Raw genomic sequence first — 16,306 nt, forward strand, 5'->3', positions numbered from 1 at the left:
CAGTCGCTCAGACAGTCCTCGCTGGTATCTAAGGCGACATGATTGCCTTTTCCCGTACTCGCTGCGCCTTCGATACCATCTGCGGAACTCGCTTTGTGAGCACCGCCCAAAGCTCGCTGCTGCGAGAGTAATGGGGTTGTGCCATGGCTAGGTACGTCGTGTCGCAGCTTGGTCGGTTCCTGCTGTTGATGGTGGCGGTGGCGGTGGTGACGTTCGCGCTGGTCAGTCTCTCGCCGGTGGATCCTCTGCAGGCCAACGTGGGGCAGGCGGCGCTCATGTCCATGAGCGAGGAGAAGCGGGCGGCGCTGGCGGCCTACTGGGGTGCCGACACGCCCATGCTCGAGCGTTTTCTCGCTTGGGCCGGCGACCTTCTGCACGGCGATTTGGGGATGTCGCTGCGCTACAACGCGCCGGTGGCCGAGGTCATCGCCTCGCGGGCGGCCAACTCGCTCGCCCTCATGGGGGTGGCGTGGGTCGCCTCCGGCGTGCTCGGTTTCGTCCTGGGCGTGGCGGCGGCCCTGCGCGAGGGGCGGCTGCTCGATCGCTTCGTGCGCGGCTACTGCTTCGTTCTGGCCGCCTCGCCGACGTTTTGGGTGGGGCTGCTTTTGCTCATAGTGTTCTCCGTGTGGCTCGGGTGGTTCCCCCTCGGCTTCTCGGTGCCCGTGGGAGTGGCGGCCGCCGATGTCACCTTCGCCGATGCGCTGCATCACATGGCGCTGCCGGCCATCACGCTATCGGTGGTGGGGGTGGCCAACGTGGCGCTGCACACCCGGGCCAAGGCCATCGATGTGCTGAACAGCGACTACGTCCGCTTCGCCCGGGCCCGCGGCCTCACGCGGCGCGAGGCGCTCATCCGCCACGGCCTGCGCAATCTGGCGCTCCCGGCCATCACGCTCCAGTTCTCCCAGATCGCCGAGATCTTCGGCGGCTCGGTGCTCGTGGAAGAGGTGTTCAGCTATCCCGGCCTCGGCCAGGCCGCCGTCACGGCCGGCCTCGGGGGAGACGTGGCCCTGCTCGCCGGCATCGCACTTGTGTCGGCGGCGCTCGTGTTCGCGGGGAACTTGGCCGCGAACCTCATCTACGGCCTGGTGGATCCCCGTATGCGCCCGGTGCGTCGGCAGAAGGAGGTCGCTGATGACTGATGCGGTTTTTGCCAACCAACCCCCCGTGCTCTCGGCGCCGCGGCGCCTTCGGTTGCCCAATCGCCGCCGCGCCTTCGCTCTCGCCCTGGGCGGGGCGCTGCTGCTGGCTGCCGTTGTGGTGGCCGGTCTCATGGCGGGGCCGGCCGCCCAGGCGACCGATTTCGCCGCCAAGAGCCTGCCCCCTTCGCTTTCGCACCCGTTCGGCACCGACTGGATGGGCCGCGACATGCTCCTGCGCACGTTGGCCGGCCTTTCCACCAGCGTGCTCGTGGGCCTCATGGCGGCTGTGGCCTCCTCGCTCATCGCGCTCGCGCTGGCGGCCGCGGCGGCGCTGGGCCCCCGCTGGGCCGACCATGCGGTCAGCTGGCTCATCGACCTCATGATGGGCATTCCCCATATCGTGCTGCTCATCCTCATCTCCTACGCTTTGGGCAAGGGGTTCTGGGGCGTCACCATCGGCGTGGCCCTCACGCACTGGCCGAGCCTCGCCCGCATCCTGCGCGCGGAAATACTCCAGTGCGCATCCTCCGATTTCGTCGCGGCCGCCGCCCGTCTCGGTGCGGGCCGGCTCGCCATCTCCGCACGGCACATGGTGCCCTATGTGCTGCCGCAGTTCGTCGTGGGGCTCGTGCTGCTGTTTCCCCACGCCATCCTTCACGAGGCGGCCATCACCTTCCTCGGCTTCGGGCTGCCGCCGGAGATGCCGGCCATCGGCATCATCCTCTCCGAGGCCATGGGCTACCTGTCGGCGGGGCTGTGGTGGCTCGCGGTGTTCCCGGGGCTGGCGCTTGTCGTCTGCGTCATGTTGTTCGATGTGGTGGGAACGAGCCTGCGCAAGCTCGTCGATCCGGCCTACGCCCAGGAATAGGAGGGGAGTATGGAAGAGAAGCCTGCCGTCGCCCACGAGGCCGTCGATCACGGTGCTCAGCCGGTGCATCATCACCACTCCCACGCGGCCACGTCGCGCCACGGGCACGGCCATCACCTGCTGACGGTGGAGGACCTCTCCGTGTCGTTTCTCATGTACGATGAAGAAGCGGCGGCGACGAGGGCGCAAGGGGATTCGCGCGCAGATCGGGGACGGCTGGGGCGCTATTTGGACGTGCCCCAGCGGGAAGTGGAGGTCATCCGCTCCCTGAGCCTTTCCGTGCACGAGGGGGAGATCGTCGCCGTGGTGGGCGCCTCGGGCTCGGGCAAGACGCTTCTGGCCGACGCGGTGCTGGGCCTGTTCGAGTCCAACGCGCTCGTGCGCGGGCGCATCTGGTTCGACGGCCGTCCCATGGACGCGGCGGCCCTGGCCGCCGAGCGCGGGCGCGGCATTGCCCTTGTGCCCCAATCGGTGGCAAGCCTCGATCCGCTCATGCGGGTGGGGCGCCAAGTGGAAGGCATGCCGCGGGGACGCGGTGCGGCCCGTCGCGCCGATGCCGCCCGCCGCCGCGCCCGGCGCGCCGAGTTGTTCGCCCGCTACGGCCTTGCCGAGGAGGTCGCGCGCCTGTACCCCCACGAGCTCTCCGGCGGCATGGCCCGACGCGTGCTTCTGTGTTGCGCGCTCATGGACGCGCCAAAGCTCATCATCGCCGACGAGCCCACGCCCGGCCTCGATCTGTCGCTGGCCCAGGCGGCGCTCGCGGATTTCCGCGCCTTTGCCGACGCTGGCGGCGGCGTCATGCTCATCACCCACGACATCGAGCTGGCGCTCACCGTGGCCGATCGCGTCGCCGTCTTCCGCGACGGCACGGTGGTGGAGGAGACCTCGGTCGCCGCCTTCGCCTCGCCCGATACCCTGGGCCACCCCTTCACCCGTCAGCTCTGGCACGCCCTGCCCGAGCATGGATTTGTCGTGCCCACCGAAGGAGGTCCGCTATGCTAGAAGGCCGGCACCTCTCCGTCGCCTTCGACGGTCGTCCCGTTCTCGATGACGTCTCCCTCGCCGTTGCCCCCGGCGAGCGCGTGCAGCTGGCCGCGCCCTCCGGCACCGGTAAGACGACGCTCTGCCGCGTGCTGGCGGGCTATCTGGCGCCCCGGACGGGCGAGGTGCTCGCCGATGGCTCCCCGCTGCCGAGGCGTGGCCCGTGCCCGGTGCAGCTCATCGGGCAGCATCCGGAGCTGACGTTGGATCCGCGCATGCGCATGGCGGCGAGTCTCGCCGAATGCGGCGCAAGCGAGGAGGAGCTGGGCCGTCTGCGGGAGCTTTTGGGCATCCGCGACGCATGGCTCTCGCGCTATCCCCACGAGCTGTCCGGCGGCGAGCTGCAGCGCTTCTGCATCGCCCGGGCCCTCGGCGCGCACCCGAGCTATCTCATCGCCGACGAGGTCTCCACCATGCTGGACGCCGTGACCCAGGCGCAGATCTGGCGGGCGCTCGTCGCCGAGGCCGAGGCGCGCGCCATGGGCCTCATCTTCGTCTCCCATTCCCCGGCCCTGGCCTCCCGCCTCGCCACCCGCGTGGTGGAGTTGCCAGCCGTTCCGGGTGCCGTCCGTGGATAGTTCGTGGATGGGCGCTTGCCTTTCCTGCGCTCAAGCCGTAATATAAGCAATTGCTGTTTTCGCCGCACTGTGCGAGCAGTGCTTGCGTATAGAGAATGAAAGTACAAGAAGGAGTTCCATTTCATGGCAGTCAAGATTCGCCTCGCTCGCCACGGCGCCAAGAAGCGCCCGTACTACCGCATCGTCGTCGCCGATTCCCGCTCTCCGCGCGACGGCCGCTTCATCGAGGAAGTGGGCCGCTACAACCCCTGCACCCATCCGCACCTGATCCAGTTCGACATGGAGAAGGTCGACCGCTGGATCGCCGACGGCGCCCAGCCCACCGATCGCGTCGCGAAGCTGCTGACGATCGCCCGCGAGAACGCCTAGCACCATGGCCGATCTCACGGAAGACCTCGCCGGCCTTACCGACGCCATCGTCCGTCCGCTCATCGACGAGCCCGATGCCCTGGACATCACGGCCGCCGAGACCGAGGACGGCAACATCATGGTGGAGATCCGCGTGGCCGCCGACGATGCCGGCAAGGTCATCGGCCGTCAGGGCCGGGTCATCAAGTCCATCCGCACCCTGGCCCGCGCCGCCGCGTCGAAGTCGGGCAAGCTGGTCGATGTGGAGCTCATCGACTAAATGCGCGGCTGGATGTCCATCGCCTATCTGGCGAAACCGAAGAATTTGAACGGAGGGCTCGTCGCACGAGGTGCGTCGGGCCTTCCCTTTGTGCTGCACCCCGGTCTCACGCTGGCCGTCGTGCCGCCTCAGCTGGACGCGCCCCGCACGCTCACCGTGAGTGAGGTGACGGAACGGGCCGAGAACGAGGCGCTCGTTTTCTTCGACGAGGTGTCCGATCTGAGCAGTGCCGAGCTTCTTGCCGGCTGCGAGCTTCTGGCTCGCGAGGAGGACATCGACGCCTCGGTGTTGGTAGAGGCCGAGGCGCTGCCCGCCTGGGAGGGCTGGTCGGTGCACGACGAGCGCGCGGGATACGTGGGCGAGGTCGTGGAAGTCGCCGAGCGCGCGACCCAGCCTTTGCTCACGGTGCGCCGCGCCGAGGGGGGAGAGGCGCTCATCCCGCTGGTGAACGAGTTCATCGTCGAAGTGGACGAGGACGGCCGCCGCATCGACGTGTCCCTGCCCGCCGGTCTGCTCGATCTGTAGGACGCCCCGCGCGTCGTCTTCTTTCCGCCCGTCCGCGCCACCCATCGACAGGGGATCCCATGCTCATCGAAACCCTCTCCACGTTCCCGCATATGTACGACTCGGTTATGGGCGAGTCCATGATGAAGCGCGCCCAGGAGAAGGGCATCTTGGAATTTCGCGCCCACGACCTGCGCGATTGGACCCACGACCGCCACCGCACCACCGACGACGACCCCTACGGCGGCGGCGCCGGCCTCGTCATGAAGTGCGACCCCATCTTCGAAGCGGTAGAAGCCATCCTGGGGAAAGACGTCGTGGAGGCAAAACTTGCCGCGGCCAAGGGGGAGCCCGGCGGGGATACGGGGTGCCCTGACCGAGCGAGTTCCGCAGCGAACGAAACAGCCCAGTGGGCTGTTTCGCAGAGCGAGGACTGTCTGAGCGAATCAGGGCACCCCGCAGCCCCGCCCCAGGGGGAGTCGCAACAACACCGCCCCCAAATCGTCTTTCTCGCCCCCCAAGGCCGCCCCTTCGACGACGCCTACGCCGATAAGCTCGCCGCCGCCGACCACCTGCTGTTCATTTGCGGCCACTACGAGGGCATCGACGAGCGCGTTTACACCCTGGCCGACCACGTCATCTCGCTGGGGGACTACGTGCTCACCTCCGGCGAGCTGGCCTCCATGGTGGTCATCGATGCCGCGGTGCGCAAGCTGCCCGGCGTGCTGGGGGCGGCCGAAGGCCCCGTGGACGAGTCCTTCACCAGCGGCCTTCTGGAATATCCCCAGTACACACGCCCCGCCGACTTTCGCGGCATGGCGGTGCCCGAGGTGCTCACGAGCGGCAACCACGCCGCCATCGCGCGTTGGCGCCGCGAGCAGTCCCTCGCCCGCACGGCCGCCGCCCGCCCCGACCTCATTGCCGCCGCCGAGGCCGCGGGCCGCCTTACCCCCGCTGACCAGAAATTTTTGAAGTTGTTGGAACCAGCGTCAACGGGCGCGGTCGAAGGGGTATCATAGCGTTTCCGACAATTGTGAGCGCAGACGTGGAAGGGGCATCCCGAAGATGTACGACAACGGCTATGGGATCGACCCCTATGGCTACCAGCCGCCTCTTCACAAAGAGATTTCCAAAGGTGTGGCCCACGGCTTTCTGCGCACGGTGCTCTCCGTGCTCGTGCTCGTGGTTCTCGTGGTGCTGCTCTCCTGGGGGCTGCGCACCTTCGTCTTCCAAGCCTACGAAATCCCCTCCGGCTCCATGGAGGAGACCATCATGCCCGGCGACATGGTCTTCTCCGAGAAGATCACCTACTACGGCAGCGACCCGGCGCCCGGCGACATCGTCACCTTCCAAGACCCCGATCCGGAGCAGGGCGGCCGCATCCTCATCAAGCGCGTCATCGCCGTGGGCGGCCAGACCGTCGATCTGCGCGACGGCCGCGTCTATGTAGATGGCGTGCTGCAGGACGAGCCCTACACCCGCGGCGAGCCGTCCTACCCGCTGACGCCCTACTACGGGCTTACCATCGACTACCCCTACACGGTGCCCGAAGGCGGCCTGTGGGTCATGGGGGACAACCGCACCAATTCCCAGGATTCCCGTTACTTCGGCGCCATCAAGGAGTCGAGCGTCACGGGCAAGGCGATATTCATCTACTGGCCGCTGACCGACGTCGGCCCGCTGTAATTCGAGCAAAGGAGACCCATGGCACCAGACACTGCCGAGAAGGTCGGGAAGGCGACGCCCCCCACCTTCCAAGACGTCATCATGAACCTGCAGCGCTACTGGGCGAGCACCGGTTGCGTGGTGCTGCAGCCCTACGACAACGAGGTGGGTGCCGGCACGAACGCCCCGGCCACCACGCTGCGCTCGCTGGGGCCCGACACCTGGCGCACCTGCTACGTGCAGGGCTGCCGCCGTCCCACCGACGGCCGCTACGGCGAGAACCCCAACCGCGGGCAGTTCTACTACCAGTTCCAGGTGCTCATCAAGCCCTCGCCGGACAACATCCAGGATCTGTACCTGGGAAGCCTCGAGGCCATCGGCATCGATATCTCGGCCCATGACGTGCGCTTCGTGGAAGACGACTGGGAGAGCCCGACGCTGGGCGCCTGGGGCCTGGGCTGGGAGATCTGGATCGACGGCATGGAAGTGACCCAGTTCACCTACTTCCAGCAGGTGGGCGGCTTCGAGTGCGACCCGGTGCCCGTGGAGATCGCCTACGGCCTGGAGCGCCTCACCATGTTCGTCCAGGGCGTCGACAACATGTACGACATCGTGTGGGCCCGCGGCGACGACGGCGTGGTGTTCACCTACGGCGACGTGTACCTGGAGAACGAGCGCGAGTACTCCGCGTTCAACTTCGAGGTGGCCGACACCGAGTTCCTCTTCCAGGAGTTCGCCGATCGCGAGGTGGAGTGCCTGCGCACCCTGAAGGCGTCGCTCCCGCTGCCGGCCTACGACTCGGTGCTGAAGTGCTGCCACGCCTTCAACCTGCTCGACGCCCGCGGCGTCATCTCCGCCACCGAGCGCATGGCCTACATCCTGCGCGTGCGCACGCTCGCCAAAGCTTGCTGCGCGTCCTACATGAAGAACGTCGTGGGAATGGACGTGGACACCTCCGATTTGGACGCCCTGCTCGCCGACGTGCCCGACCCGCTGGCGAAGCCGGCTGTCGAGGAAGCCGCCGACGTCGTGCCGGCGTGCCCCGAGCCCGCCTCCGGCGGCGGGTGCCCCGGCGCCGCGGCCGCTGCGGGCGATCGCTCCGAGCGCGCCTTCGAGTTCGTGACCATCGCCGAGGACGCCGTCTCCGCCCCGTCCGAGTCGTCCGATCCGTCCGAGAAGGAGGCCTAGAAGATGTCCGATACCGCAACCCTCGCCTTCGAGATCGGCACCGAGGAGATCCCCGCCTTCGATTTGAAGCGCGCCACCGAGCAGCTGGCCGAGCTCGTGCCCGCGGCTCTGGATGCCGTGCGCATCCCCCATGGAGAGGTGGCCATCTACACGAGCCCGCGCCGCCTCATCGCCATCGTGACCGACGTGGCCGCCCGAACCGAGGCTTTGGAAGAGGTCTTCCGCGGGCCCGCCGCCAAGATCGCCTTCGACGAGGCGGGCAACCCCACCAAGGCCGCCATCGGCTTCGCCCGCGGCAAGGGGCTCGACGTGGACGCGCTCGAGCGCCGCGACGAGAACGGCACCGAGTACGTCTACGCCGTGCGCCAGGTTCCCTCCCAGGATGTGGCGGCCCTGCTGCCCGAGGTGCTGCGCGGCGTCATCGACGGCATCTCCTGGCCGAAGTCCTGCCGCTGGGGCACCACGACCGAGATGTTCTCGCGCCCGGTGCGCTGGCTGGTGGCGCTTCTGGGTAACACGGTGATTCCCGTGGAGTACGCGGGACTCGTTGCCGATCGCGAGACGCGCGGCCATCGCTTCCTGGCCCCCGGCCCGCACACCGTGGCCTCGGCCGACGACCTCGTGTCCGTGGTGGAGGGCGCCTACGTCGTACCCACCCAAGAGGCCCGCGAGGCGGTCATCCGCAAGGGCGTGGCGGCCATCGAGGCGGCCACCGGCTTCACCGCCGATCTGCCGGCCAAGACGCTCACCGAGGTCATCAACCTCTCCGAGTACCCCACCCCCATGGTGGGCACCTTCGACGAGGAGTTCCTGAAGGTTCCCGAGGAGATCATCGTCGACGCCATGCTCATGCACCAGCGCTACTTCCCGCTGTACGACGCCGACGGCAAGCTCACCAACAAGTTCATCATCGTCTCCAACGGCGACCCGGCCCATGAGGACACCATCGTCGACGGCAACGAGCGCGTGGTGGCCGCCCGCCTCTACGACGCGAAGTTCTTCTACGACGAGGATCTGAAGATGCCGCTGGATGCCTACGTCGATCGCCTCGATGAAGTGGTCTTCCAAGAGGCGCTGGGCACCATGCGCGACAAGACCGCTCGCGTGGTGAAGCTGTCGGCCCGCATCACGTCGGCCGCCGGCATCGAGGCCGCCGAGATGCGCGACATCGCGCGATCCGCTTACCTGGCCAAGGCCGACCTGGTGACGAGCGCCGTCATCGAGTTCACGAGCGTCCAGGGCATCATGGGCAGCTACTACGCCACCGCCGCCGGCGAGCCGCCTCGCGTGGCCCGCGCCATCGCCGAACACTATCGCCCGCGCTTCTCTGGCGACGCCATTCCCACCGACATCATCGGCCAGGTGGTGGCGCTCTCCGATAAGATCGACACCATCTGCGGCCTGTTCGCCGTGGGCCAGGCGCCCACCGGCTCCTCCGACCCCTTCGCGCTGCGCCGCGCCGCCTTGGGCGTGCTGGCCATCCTGGAGGAGACGGGCCTGCCGATCAGCCTGGTGGAGACCATCGACGGCTCGCTCATCATCTACCGCGAGGCCGGGCTTCAGTTCGACAACGCCGAGGTGCGCCGCGAGATCATCGACTTCTTCATCACCCGCGAGAAGGTGGCCCTGCGCGATGCCGGCGTGAAGGCCGACACCATCGACGCCGTGCTCGCCTGTGGCATTGAGGAGCCGATCGTGCTCGCCCGCCGCGCCCGCGCTCTGGAGGCCGCCCGCACCGAGAACCCGCAGGTCTTCGACGACTTGGCCACCGCCTTTGCCCGTGCGAACAACCTGCGCGAGATCGGCCTGGGCACTGGCTACAAGAAGACCGAGCTCACCGCGGTGGAAACGGCGCTCGCCGAGGCTGTGGCCACCGCCGAGGGCGACGTGGCCGCCGCTCTCGCCGACGACCGCTACGCCGACGCGCTTGTGGCCCTGGCGGCCCTGCGCGCGCCGGTGGACGAGTTCTTCGACACCACCATGGTCATGGACGAGGATCCGGAGGTTCGCGCGAACCGCCTGAAGCTCTTGAACCGCTTCGCCAACGTCTTCGCCCACGTGGCCGACTTCTCCCAGATGGCGAAGAAATAATGCATAACAAGACGCCGGCTGAACGCGCGGCTCGCGTGCCCACCATCCACATCATCTCCGATTCCATCGGCGAGACGGCCCAGGTGGTGGCGCGCGCTGCCGCGGCCCAGTTCGGCGTCACGAGCCCGCACCTCGAGATCTTCTCGAAGGTGAAGAGCTTCGAGGAGGTGCGCGGATACCTGCTGGAACATGCGCGGCACCACGAGGAGGTGCTCGGCGACGACCGCATGCTCGTGATGTACACGCTGGTCAACGCTGATATCCGCGAGCCTTTGCAGGGCTTTCTGGCCGAGCATCCCAACATTGTTGCGGTGGACGTGCTCACGGCTGCCGTCGCCGCCGTCTCCGAGATGAGCGGCATGGAGCCGGTGGGCAAGCCCGGCATGCTGCGCGTGGTGGACCACAACTACTTCAAGCGCATCGGCGCCCTGGAGTTCACCATCGCCCACGACGACGGCCAGAATCCCGAGGACCTCACGAAGGCCGACATTGTGCTTCTGGGGGTCTCGCGCTCTTCCAAGACGCCGCTTTCCATCTACCTAGCCCAGCAGGGGCTGAGGGTTGCCAATGTGCCGCTGGATCCTACCACCGAGCCGCCCTCGCAAATCTACGATGTCGATCGCACGCGCCTGTTCGGCCTCATGATCACGCCGGAGGTGCTGCTGGACATCCGGCGCAAGCGCATCAAGAAGGCGGCGGGGAAGGCCGGCGGCGGCCAGTTCGCCATGCTCGCGAAGAACTACGCCGATCCGGAGTACATCTACCGCGACCTGGAAGCCAGCCGCGCCCTCATGCGCCGGCTCGGCTGCATCGTCGTGCACACCGAGGGCCGCGCCGTCGAGGAGACCGCCCAGGAAATCCTCCGCTACTACGAGCGCAGCCACCCCTCCAATACCGACATCATCGACTAGCTGCAGCGGTTCCGCCCCCGGCCGGCTGCTCGACTTTGTTCCCAATGCTGGTCAAAAAAGTGGCGGAAACTGCCTTTGCGGAGGCTTTGAGGGCAGGTTCTGGCCAAAAAGGAGCCGCTGGCTGCATCAGCTTCACGCTGGGCTCAATCGGAGTACTAATCGCGCGCTCCTGAACAGGGAAAACTCCAATCTGCTATAGAGCTCTTTTCGAAAAAACAAGGTAGTGGGCAAAATAAGGGCGATAGCTGCCAGCTAGCGTGGCATTTTTGGCCAAAAGAATTCATGAGGCGCGCCAGAGGATCCTGATTTGTCGGTCGCGCTCTGCTGCATGTGTTGCCGAGCACGCTCCTCTTGTGTCTCGTCGAGCCCTGCGCGCCTTGCTGCTCGCGCCCCGCCGCAAGCTTCGTCGAGCGCACCCCGCTGCGGATCCAGATATCTTTCAGAGCAATTGCGTGGAATGCCGTGAATGTGCGGATCTTGTGCAGTGGGTGCTCGCCGAAGAAGAGCAACGAGAAATTTGTTCCTGAAGTATTTTGCGTTTTGGGAACGGCACGACGATCGGCTTGCGTGGTTGTTGATAACTCCCCTCATGTGACCTCGTGCTTTGAAAACTTCAACGCAATGTCTCGTTTCATTCCCGATGGAGTCCCGACTGGCGCCGGGGATGACGGCAAAATGCACCCCTAGTCAATTGCCTGCTTCTGGCATAGAGTACGCGGAACACTTTCCTCTCGCCCGTTGCGTCGGATCGCTCAAGCTGCGCGCTGCGGAGGCGAAACGAAGCGAGAGGCGGTTGTTCAAACGATGGGAAGGGGAGGTTCATGCGCGTTGCTCTCTACGGCGAGTCGGCATTCGCCTACTATCTCGTTGCGGGCGATGCGCCTTCTGCGGTGGCGCCCCCCAGCGTCCTTGATAAATCCTGCTACCCTACGCAGGCTACCCTGGACTATGTGCGTGAGCGAATGCCTTACCTTACGCGCCCCGTGCATTGCTTGGTTCCTAAGTGGGAGCGCTGCACCCTCGATGATGTGCATCTGCATGGCTCGTCGTATCCCTATCGATCGGGATCCTTTTTGCGCATCGATCATGGCGTTATTGTTTCGTGTCCCGAATTATGCTTTCTTCAGCTGGCCCAGAGCCTCGATCTTCTCCCGCTGATTCAAGCGGGATGCTTTCTGTGCGGGACTTTCGGCCTCGATCCCTCGGTGCCGTCGGGGCTTATGGGACGAACCCCGTTGACAAGCCCTCGACGCATCGGCGCCTATCTCGAGCGATGCCCAGGTCACGATGGCCTTGCACGTGCACGGGAGGCTCTGCGGTTTGTCTGTGCCGAGGCAGCATCGCCGCCTGAAGTGTTCATGCGACTTGTGCTCGGACTCCCAGCACGGTTGGGCGGTTTCGGATTGAGCGGGTCGGTGATGAACAGGCGCATTAAGCCGTCGAAGCGGGCAAAAGCGCTTGCTGGACGGGAGAGCTTGGTTCCAGACCTGTATTTGCCGGACTGCAAGCTCGACATTGAATTCGATTCGAATGCCGAGCATCTTACGGCGCGCCAGGCGACGCTTGACGCGACAAAGCGCATGGCGCTGGAAAGTGACGGCCTGAAGGTAATCACCGTTACAACTTCGCAGTTGGCCAGCGCTTCGGCTATGCGCCACGTCGCCCAGGAGGCGCACGCAAGACGAGGCACGCGATTACGCTTGCGCTGCAAGAACTTCGCATTAAGGCAAAAACGACTCTATCAGCTGAGATGGTCCATGGACGATTATCTCGACGAGGGGTGGGTTGCGGCGCAGCGGTCTTGCTGTCGGTCAAGCGCGCTGCACGTAGAGGTGTTTTAGCGGGGGTGCCCAGCCACGGGCTCTGATCGCTAGCGTTGCTCGGGTACTTTCTGGACAAAAAAGCATTGCGAACTGGCAGTTAAGACGGGAAAATTGACCACTGTCTTCAGCTGGGAAAAGAAGGGTTATCAAAAGGCCAGGTCACGGGCTTGTGGTAGAGGACGGAGATGCGATTTGCGCGTCGCTTTTGCAGCTGAGGAATGCTTTTTGGCCAAAACCCACGAAGATGGCTTGCCAAAATGCAGTCAGCGCCACTTTTTTGGCCCGTGATGCAGTTAACGCCGATTTTCTGGCCGTGGAGGGCTTGCATCGAAATGCGGCTGTATGCCACTGTGTCTATTTCCTAGACTGTTCAGACTGTCGTGTGCCGCTGTGCTCGTTGTCCAGAGTGTTTTTCCTGCTGCGTTTCTTGAGCGCCATTGTCTCGGGCGAATGATGCACCATCGGCAGATGAGCGGGGAGAGTTGGGGTTGCAAACGACCGCTTGTGAGATTTTGGGGTACTGCGGCCTGATGGGGGAGGGGAATCGCGAAATAGGCGAGATTATCCCTTATAATTGAAGCCAACTTGTTTCGTTTCGGTGTTCAGGCAACAGGGATGTCCGCGATTCGGGGATGTCCGCGATGTTCGGGATATCCACGATGCTCGGGGATGCCCGCGATGTGCCTGCGGCTAAGCTCGGAACGAAGCGGGGCGCCTTGTCCGGCTCGGCTGGCATGGCGGGAAAGGCAGCTGCGGCAATCGCGCGCTGTCGGCAGGGGCGCTCGCGTCGCCGCGAAGGCGAAGCGGGGCGCATCGGCCGGCGTCGCGGGCGGGGTTCGCGGTAAGGCAATCGCGGCGCGCACAAGGGGCGTCGCTTAAGCTTTAAGGAGAAGTAAGGTGACAGAAGCAGTGAAGCGCGTCTACGCCTTCGGCAAGGACGCCAACGGGAACAATGTGACCGAGGGCAACACCGAGATGAAGTGGGTGCTCGGCGGCAAGGGCGCGAACCTCGCCGAGATGGCCAACATCGGGCTGCCGGTGCCTCCCGGATTCACCATCACGTGCCAAACCTGCATGGAGTACGCCAACGCCGGCAACGTGTGGCCGGAAGGCGCGCTCGACACCATCGCCGAGTACCGCGCCGACCTGGAGGAGCGCATGGGCAAGCGCCTCGGCGACGCCGAGGACCCGCTGCTCGTGTCCGTTCGCTCCGGCGCCCCCTTCTCCATGCCCGGCATGATGGACACCGTGCTGAACCTCGGCCTTAACGACGAGTCCATCAACGGCCTCATCAAGCAGACCGACAACCCGCGCTTCGCTTGGGACTCCTACCGCCGCTTCATCCAGATGTTCTCCAACGTCGTGATGGGCCTCGACGGCGATCTGTTCGAGAACGCCATCGTCGCCATGAAAAACGACCGCGGCGTCGCCTCCGACACCGATCTGACTGCCGAGGACCTGCAGGAGCTCGTCGACGAGTTCAAGGCCATCTTCGCCGAGAACGTCGACGGCGAGGCCTATCCGTCGCTCGTGGTGGACGGGGAAGTGGCCTTCCCGCAGGATCCCATGGTGCAGCTGCAGCTGGCCATCGAGGCCGTCTTCGGCTCTTGGAACAATCCGCGCGCGGTTCTCTACCGCCAGAAGGAGAAGATCGCCGACGATCTGGGCACCGCCGTCAACGTGCAGTCCATGGTGTTCGGCAACAAGGGCGACACCTCTGCCACGGGCGTGGCCTTCACCCGCAACCCCGCCAACGGCGAGCGCGAGTTCTACGGCGACTACCTGGTGAACGCCCAGGGCGAGGACGTCGTGGCCGGCATCCGCAACACGAGCCCCATCGCCGATCTGAAGACCGTCGAAGGTTTGGAAGAGGCCGGCGCCCAGCTCGAGGAGATCTTCGACGTGCTGGAGAATCACTTCCGCGATATGTGCGACATCGAGTTCACCATCGAGCAGGGCAAGCTGTGGATGCTGCAGACCCGCGCCGGCAAGCGCACCGCCGCGGCCGCTCTGCGCATCGCCATCGAGATGGAGAAGGAAGGCCTCATCACCAAGGAGGAGGCCATCATGCGCGTGGCCCCCGACCAGCTCGACCAGCTGCTGCACCCGCAGTTCGACAAGAACGCCACCTACGACGTGGTGGCCCGCGGCCTGAACGCGAGTCCGGGCGCCGCGGTGGGCGAAGCCGTCTTCTCCGCCGCCGACGCCGTGGCCGCCGCCGAGGCCGGCCGCAAGTGCGTGCTGGTGCGCTGGGAGACCAACCCCGACGACCTGGCCGGCATGATCGCCGCCGAGGGCATTCTCACCTCCCATGGCGGCAAGACGAGCCACGCGGCCGTCATCGCCCGCGGCATGGGCGCGCCGTGCGTGTGCGGCGTGGAGGCGCTGAAGATCGACGCCGCCAAGAAGGAGGCCGCCATCGCCGGCACCGACCTGGTCATCCGCGAGGGCGACATGATCTCCATCGACGGCACCACGGGCATCGTGGTCCTCGGCGCGGTGGAACTGGTCATGCCCGAGCTCACCGGCGATTTGGACACCATCCTGGAGTGGGCCGACGAGGTTCGCACCCTGGGCGTGCGCGCCAACGCCGACAACCCCGAGGACGCCCAGCTCTCCCGCGACTTCGGCGCCGAGGGCATCGGCCTTTGCCGCACCGAGCACATGTTCCTGGGCGATCGCAAGCAGATCATCCAGACCTTCATTCTGAACGACGACGAGCTCATCCGCGAGAAGGCCGTCGCCGATCTGTTCGAGGCCCAGGTGGGCGACTTCTACGGCATGTTCAAGGCCATGGACGGCCTGCCGGTGATCGTGCGCCTGCTCGACCCGCCGCTGCACGAGTTTTTGGAGAGCCCGCGCGAGCTGGCTGTTGAGATCGCCAAGATGGAGGCGACCGGCGCCGCCCCCGACGCCATCGCCGAGAAGCGCGACCTGCTCGAGAAGATCGACGGCTTCGCGGAGCAGAACCCGATGCTCGGCATGCGCGGCTGCCGTCTGGGCATCGTGTACCCCATCCTCCCCGAGATGCAGGTGCGCGCCATCGCCACGGCCTGCGCTCGTCTACAGAAGGAAGGCTTCTCGCCGAAGCCCGAGATCATGATCCCGCTCGTGTCCGTGCTGCCCGAGCTCGCGAAGCTGCGCGGCGTGGCCGAGGCCGTCATCGCTGACGTGTCCGCTGCGGAGGGCGTCGAGCTGGATATCCCCGTTGGCACGATGATCGAGCTGCCGCGCGCGGCCGTCACCGCCAACGAGATCGCCACCGAGGCCGACTTCTTCTCCTTCGGCACCAACGACCTCACCCAGACCACCTTCGGCTTCAGCCGCGACGACGTGGAGGGCGAGTTCGTCCCGCAGTACCTCAACGAGCACCTGCTGCCGTACAACCCCTTCGCCACGATTGACGCCGGTGTGGCGAAGCTCGTGGAAATGGGTGTGGCGCTGGGGCATGAGGGCAACCCCGATCTCGTCTGCGGCGTCTGCGGCGAGCACGGCGGCGACCCGGAGAGCATCCACACGTTCAACCGCATCGGTCTGGACTACGTGAGCTGCTCGCCCTATCGCGTGCCGGTGGCCCGTCTGGCCGCTGCCCAGGTAGCCATCAAGCAGCGCTAGGCGTCTGCTGAACAAGCTTGAGTCCCGAGGGCCGCTCCGCACGACGGGGCGGTCCTCTTTTGCTTGACAGCGCGAACGAGGGCGCTATAATCGCAACTGAAATGGCAGGTGGACACCTTGGGTAGGACGGCCGCCTCTCATTGTCACATTACGTGAAGAGGGGCCGTTCCGCTGCTGGTGGGACGGCTCTTCTACTCTTTTCTTCGACTCAAAAGGTCTACCGTCAAGCGTATGAGCTCAATTACTATTAAG

The 16,306-nt window shown here is 65.8% G+C and carries 14 protein-coding genes; all 14 read left to right on the top strand.

The annotated features are described in order from the left end of the window. Positions 1-143: 143 nt before the first annotated feature. A complete protein-coding gene (locus GO707_RS06950; protein ID WP_114540021.1) occupies positions 144-1,142 on the top strand; it encodes an ABC transporter permease in 999 nt (332 codons plus the stop codon). Further along, positions 1,135-2,010 (top strand): ABC transporter permease, encoded by an 876-nt coding sequence (locus tag GO707_RS06955; protein ID WP_114540022.1) that lies wholly within the window; start codon positions 1,135-1,137, stop codon positions 2,008-2,010. The genes GO707_RS06950 and GO707_RS06955 overlap by 8 nt, the downstream gene beginning before the upstream one ends. Before the next feature lie 9 nt (positions 2,011-2,019). After that, positions 2,020-3,012: an ATP-binding cassette domain-containing protein gene (locus GO707_RS06960; RefSeq protein ID WP_114540023.1), complete on the top strand. Its 993-nt coding sequence runs from the start codon at positions 2,020-2,022 to the stop codon at positions 3,010-3,012. After that, positions 3,006-3,629 carry an ABC transporter ATP-binding protein gene (locus GO707_RS06965; protein WP_114540024.1) on the top strand — a complete coding sequence of 208 codons (624 nt, stop codon included), beginning with the start codon at positions 3,006-3,008 and terminating at the stop codon, positions 3,627-3,629. Before GO707_RS06960 ends, GO707_RS06965 begins: the two co-directional genes overlap by 7 nt. Positions 3,630-3,752: 123 nt before the next feature. Further along, positions 3,753-3,998 carry a 30S ribosomal protein S16 gene (rpsP, locus tag GO707_RS06970; RefSeq protein WP_022740122.1) on the top strand — a complete coding sequence of 82 codons (246 nt, stop codon included), beginning with the start codon at positions 3,753-3,755 and terminating at the stop codon, positions 3,996-3,998. Positions 3,999-4,002: 4 nt separating this feature from the next. Then, the gene (locus GO707_RS06975) at positions 4,003-4,257 is read left to right on the top strand and encodes a KH domain-containing protein (RefSeq protein ID WP_022740121.1); all 255 of its coding nucleotides are present in this window, start codon (positions 4,003-4,005) and stop codon (positions 4,255-4,257) included. Then, positions 4,258-4,782 (top strand): ribosome maturation factor RimM, encoded by a 525-nt coding sequence (locus tag GO707_RS06980; protein WP_114540025.1) that lies wholly within the window; start codon positions 4,258-4,260, stop codon positions 4,780-4,782. Between the two features lie 59 nt (positions 4,783-4,841). Then, positions 4,842-5,780 (top strand): tRNA (guanosine(37)-N1)-methyltransferase TrmD, encoded by a 939-nt coding sequence (gene trmD / locus GO707_RS06985; RefSeq protein WP_157012642.1) that lies wholly within the window; start codon positions 4,842-4,844, stop codon positions 5,778-5,780. Positions 5,781-5,826: 46 nt separating this feature from the next. Beyond that, on the top strand, positions 5,827-6,447 hold the full coding sequence (gene lepB / locus GO707_RS06990; RefSeq protein WP_114540027.1) for a signal peptidase I: 621 nt from the start codon (positions 5,827-5,829) through the stop codon (positions 6,445-6,447). An 18-nt stretch (positions 6,448-6,465) separates the two neighbouring features. Beyond that, positions 6,466-7,614 carry a glycine--tRNA ligase subunit alpha gene (locus GO707_RS06995; protein ID WP_232325685.1) on the top strand — a complete coding sequence of 383 codons (1,149 nt, stop codon included), beginning with the start codon at positions 6,466-6,468 and terminating at the stop codon, positions 7,612-7,614. Positions 7,615-7,617: 3 nt separating this feature from the next. Further along, positions 7,618-9,705: a glycine--tRNA ligase subunit beta gene (glyS, locus tag GO707_RS07000; protein ID WP_114540028.1), complete on the top strand. Its 2,088-nt coding sequence runs from the start codon at positions 7,618-7,620 to the stop codon at positions 9,703-9,705. Then, positions 9,705-10,616, top strand: a complete 912-nt coding sequence (locus GO707_RS07005) for a pyruvate, water dikinase regulatory protein (RefSeq protein WP_114540029.1) — start codon at positions 9,705-9,707, stop codon at positions 10,614-10,616. Before glyS ends, GO707_RS07005 begins: the two co-directional genes overlap by 1 nt. 821 nt (positions 10,617-11,437) lie before the next feature. Further along, on the top strand, positions 11,438-12,457 hold the full coding sequence (locus GO707_RS07010) for a hypothetical protein (RefSeq protein WP_114540030.1): 1,020 nt from the start codon (positions 11,438-11,440) through the stop codon (positions 12,455-12,457). Positions 12,458-13,336: 879 nt separating this feature from the next. Then, positions 13,337-16,054: a pyruvate, phosphate dikinase gene (ppdK, locus tag GO707_RS07015; RefSeq protein WP_335878768.1), complete on the top strand. Its 2,718-nt coding sequence runs from the start codon at positions 13,337-13,339 to the stop codon at positions 16,052-16,054. Positions 16,055-16,306: the final 252 nt, after the last annotated feature.

It is taken from the genome of Adlercreutzia rubneri (assembly GCF_009755265.1).
GTDB classification, from domain to species: Bacteria; Actinomycetota; Coriobacteriia; order Coriobacteriales; family Eggerthellaceae; genus Adlercreutzia; species Adlercreutzia rubneri.

Bases quoted from the DNA above. Each gene is read 5' to 3' on its own strand.
- GO707_RS06950 (WP_114540021.1), top strand. From the start codon at position 144: ATGGCTAGGTACGTCGTGTCGCAGCTTGGTCGGTTCCTGCTGTTGATG.
- GO707_RS06955 (WP_114540022.1), top strand. From the start codon at position 1,135: ATGACTGATGCGGTTTTTGCCAACCAACCCCCCGTGCTCTCGGCGCCG.
- GO707_RS06960 (WP_114540023.1), top strand. From the start codon at position 2,020: ATGGAAGAGAAGCCTGCCGTCGCCCACGAGGCCGTCGATCACGGTGCT.
- GO707_RS06965 (WP_114540024.1), top strand. From the start codon at position 3,006: ATGCTAGAAGGCCGGCACCTCTCCGTCGCCTTCGACGGTCGTCCCGTT.
- rpsP (WP_022740122.1), top strand. From the start codon at position 3,753: ATGGCAGTCAAGATTCGCCTCGCTCGCCACGGCGCCAAGAAGCGCCCG.
- GO707_RS06975 (WP_022740121.1), top strand. From the start codon at position 4,003: ATGGCCGATCTCACGGAAGACCTCGCCGGCCTTACCGACGCCATCGTC.
- GO707_RS06980 (WP_114540025.1), top strand. From the start codon at position 4,258: ATGCGCGGCTGGATGTCCATCGCCTATCTGGCGAAACCGAAGAATTTG.
- trmD (WP_157012642.1), top strand. From the start codon at position 4,842: ATGCTCATCGAAACCCTCTCCACGTTCCCGCATATGTACGACTCGGTT.
- lepB (WP_114540027.1), top strand. From the start codon at position 5,827: ATGTACGACAACGGCTATGGGATCGACCCCTATGGCTACCAGCCGCCT.
- GO707_RS06995 (WP_232325685.1), top strand. From the start codon at position 6,466: ATGGCACCAGACACTGCCGAGAAGGTCGGGAAGGCGACGCCCCCCACC.
- glyS (WP_114540028.1), top strand. From the start codon at position 7,618: ATGTCCGATACCGCAACCCTCGCCTTCGAGATCGGCACCGAGGAGATC.
- GO707_RS07005 (WP_114540029.1), top strand. From the start codon at position 9,705: ATGCATAACAAGACGCCGGCTGAACGCGCGGCTCGCGTGCCCACCATC.
- GO707_RS07010 (WP_114540030.1), top strand. From the start codon at position 11,438: ATGCGCGTTGCTCTCTACGGCGAGTCGGCATTCGCCTACTATCTCGTT.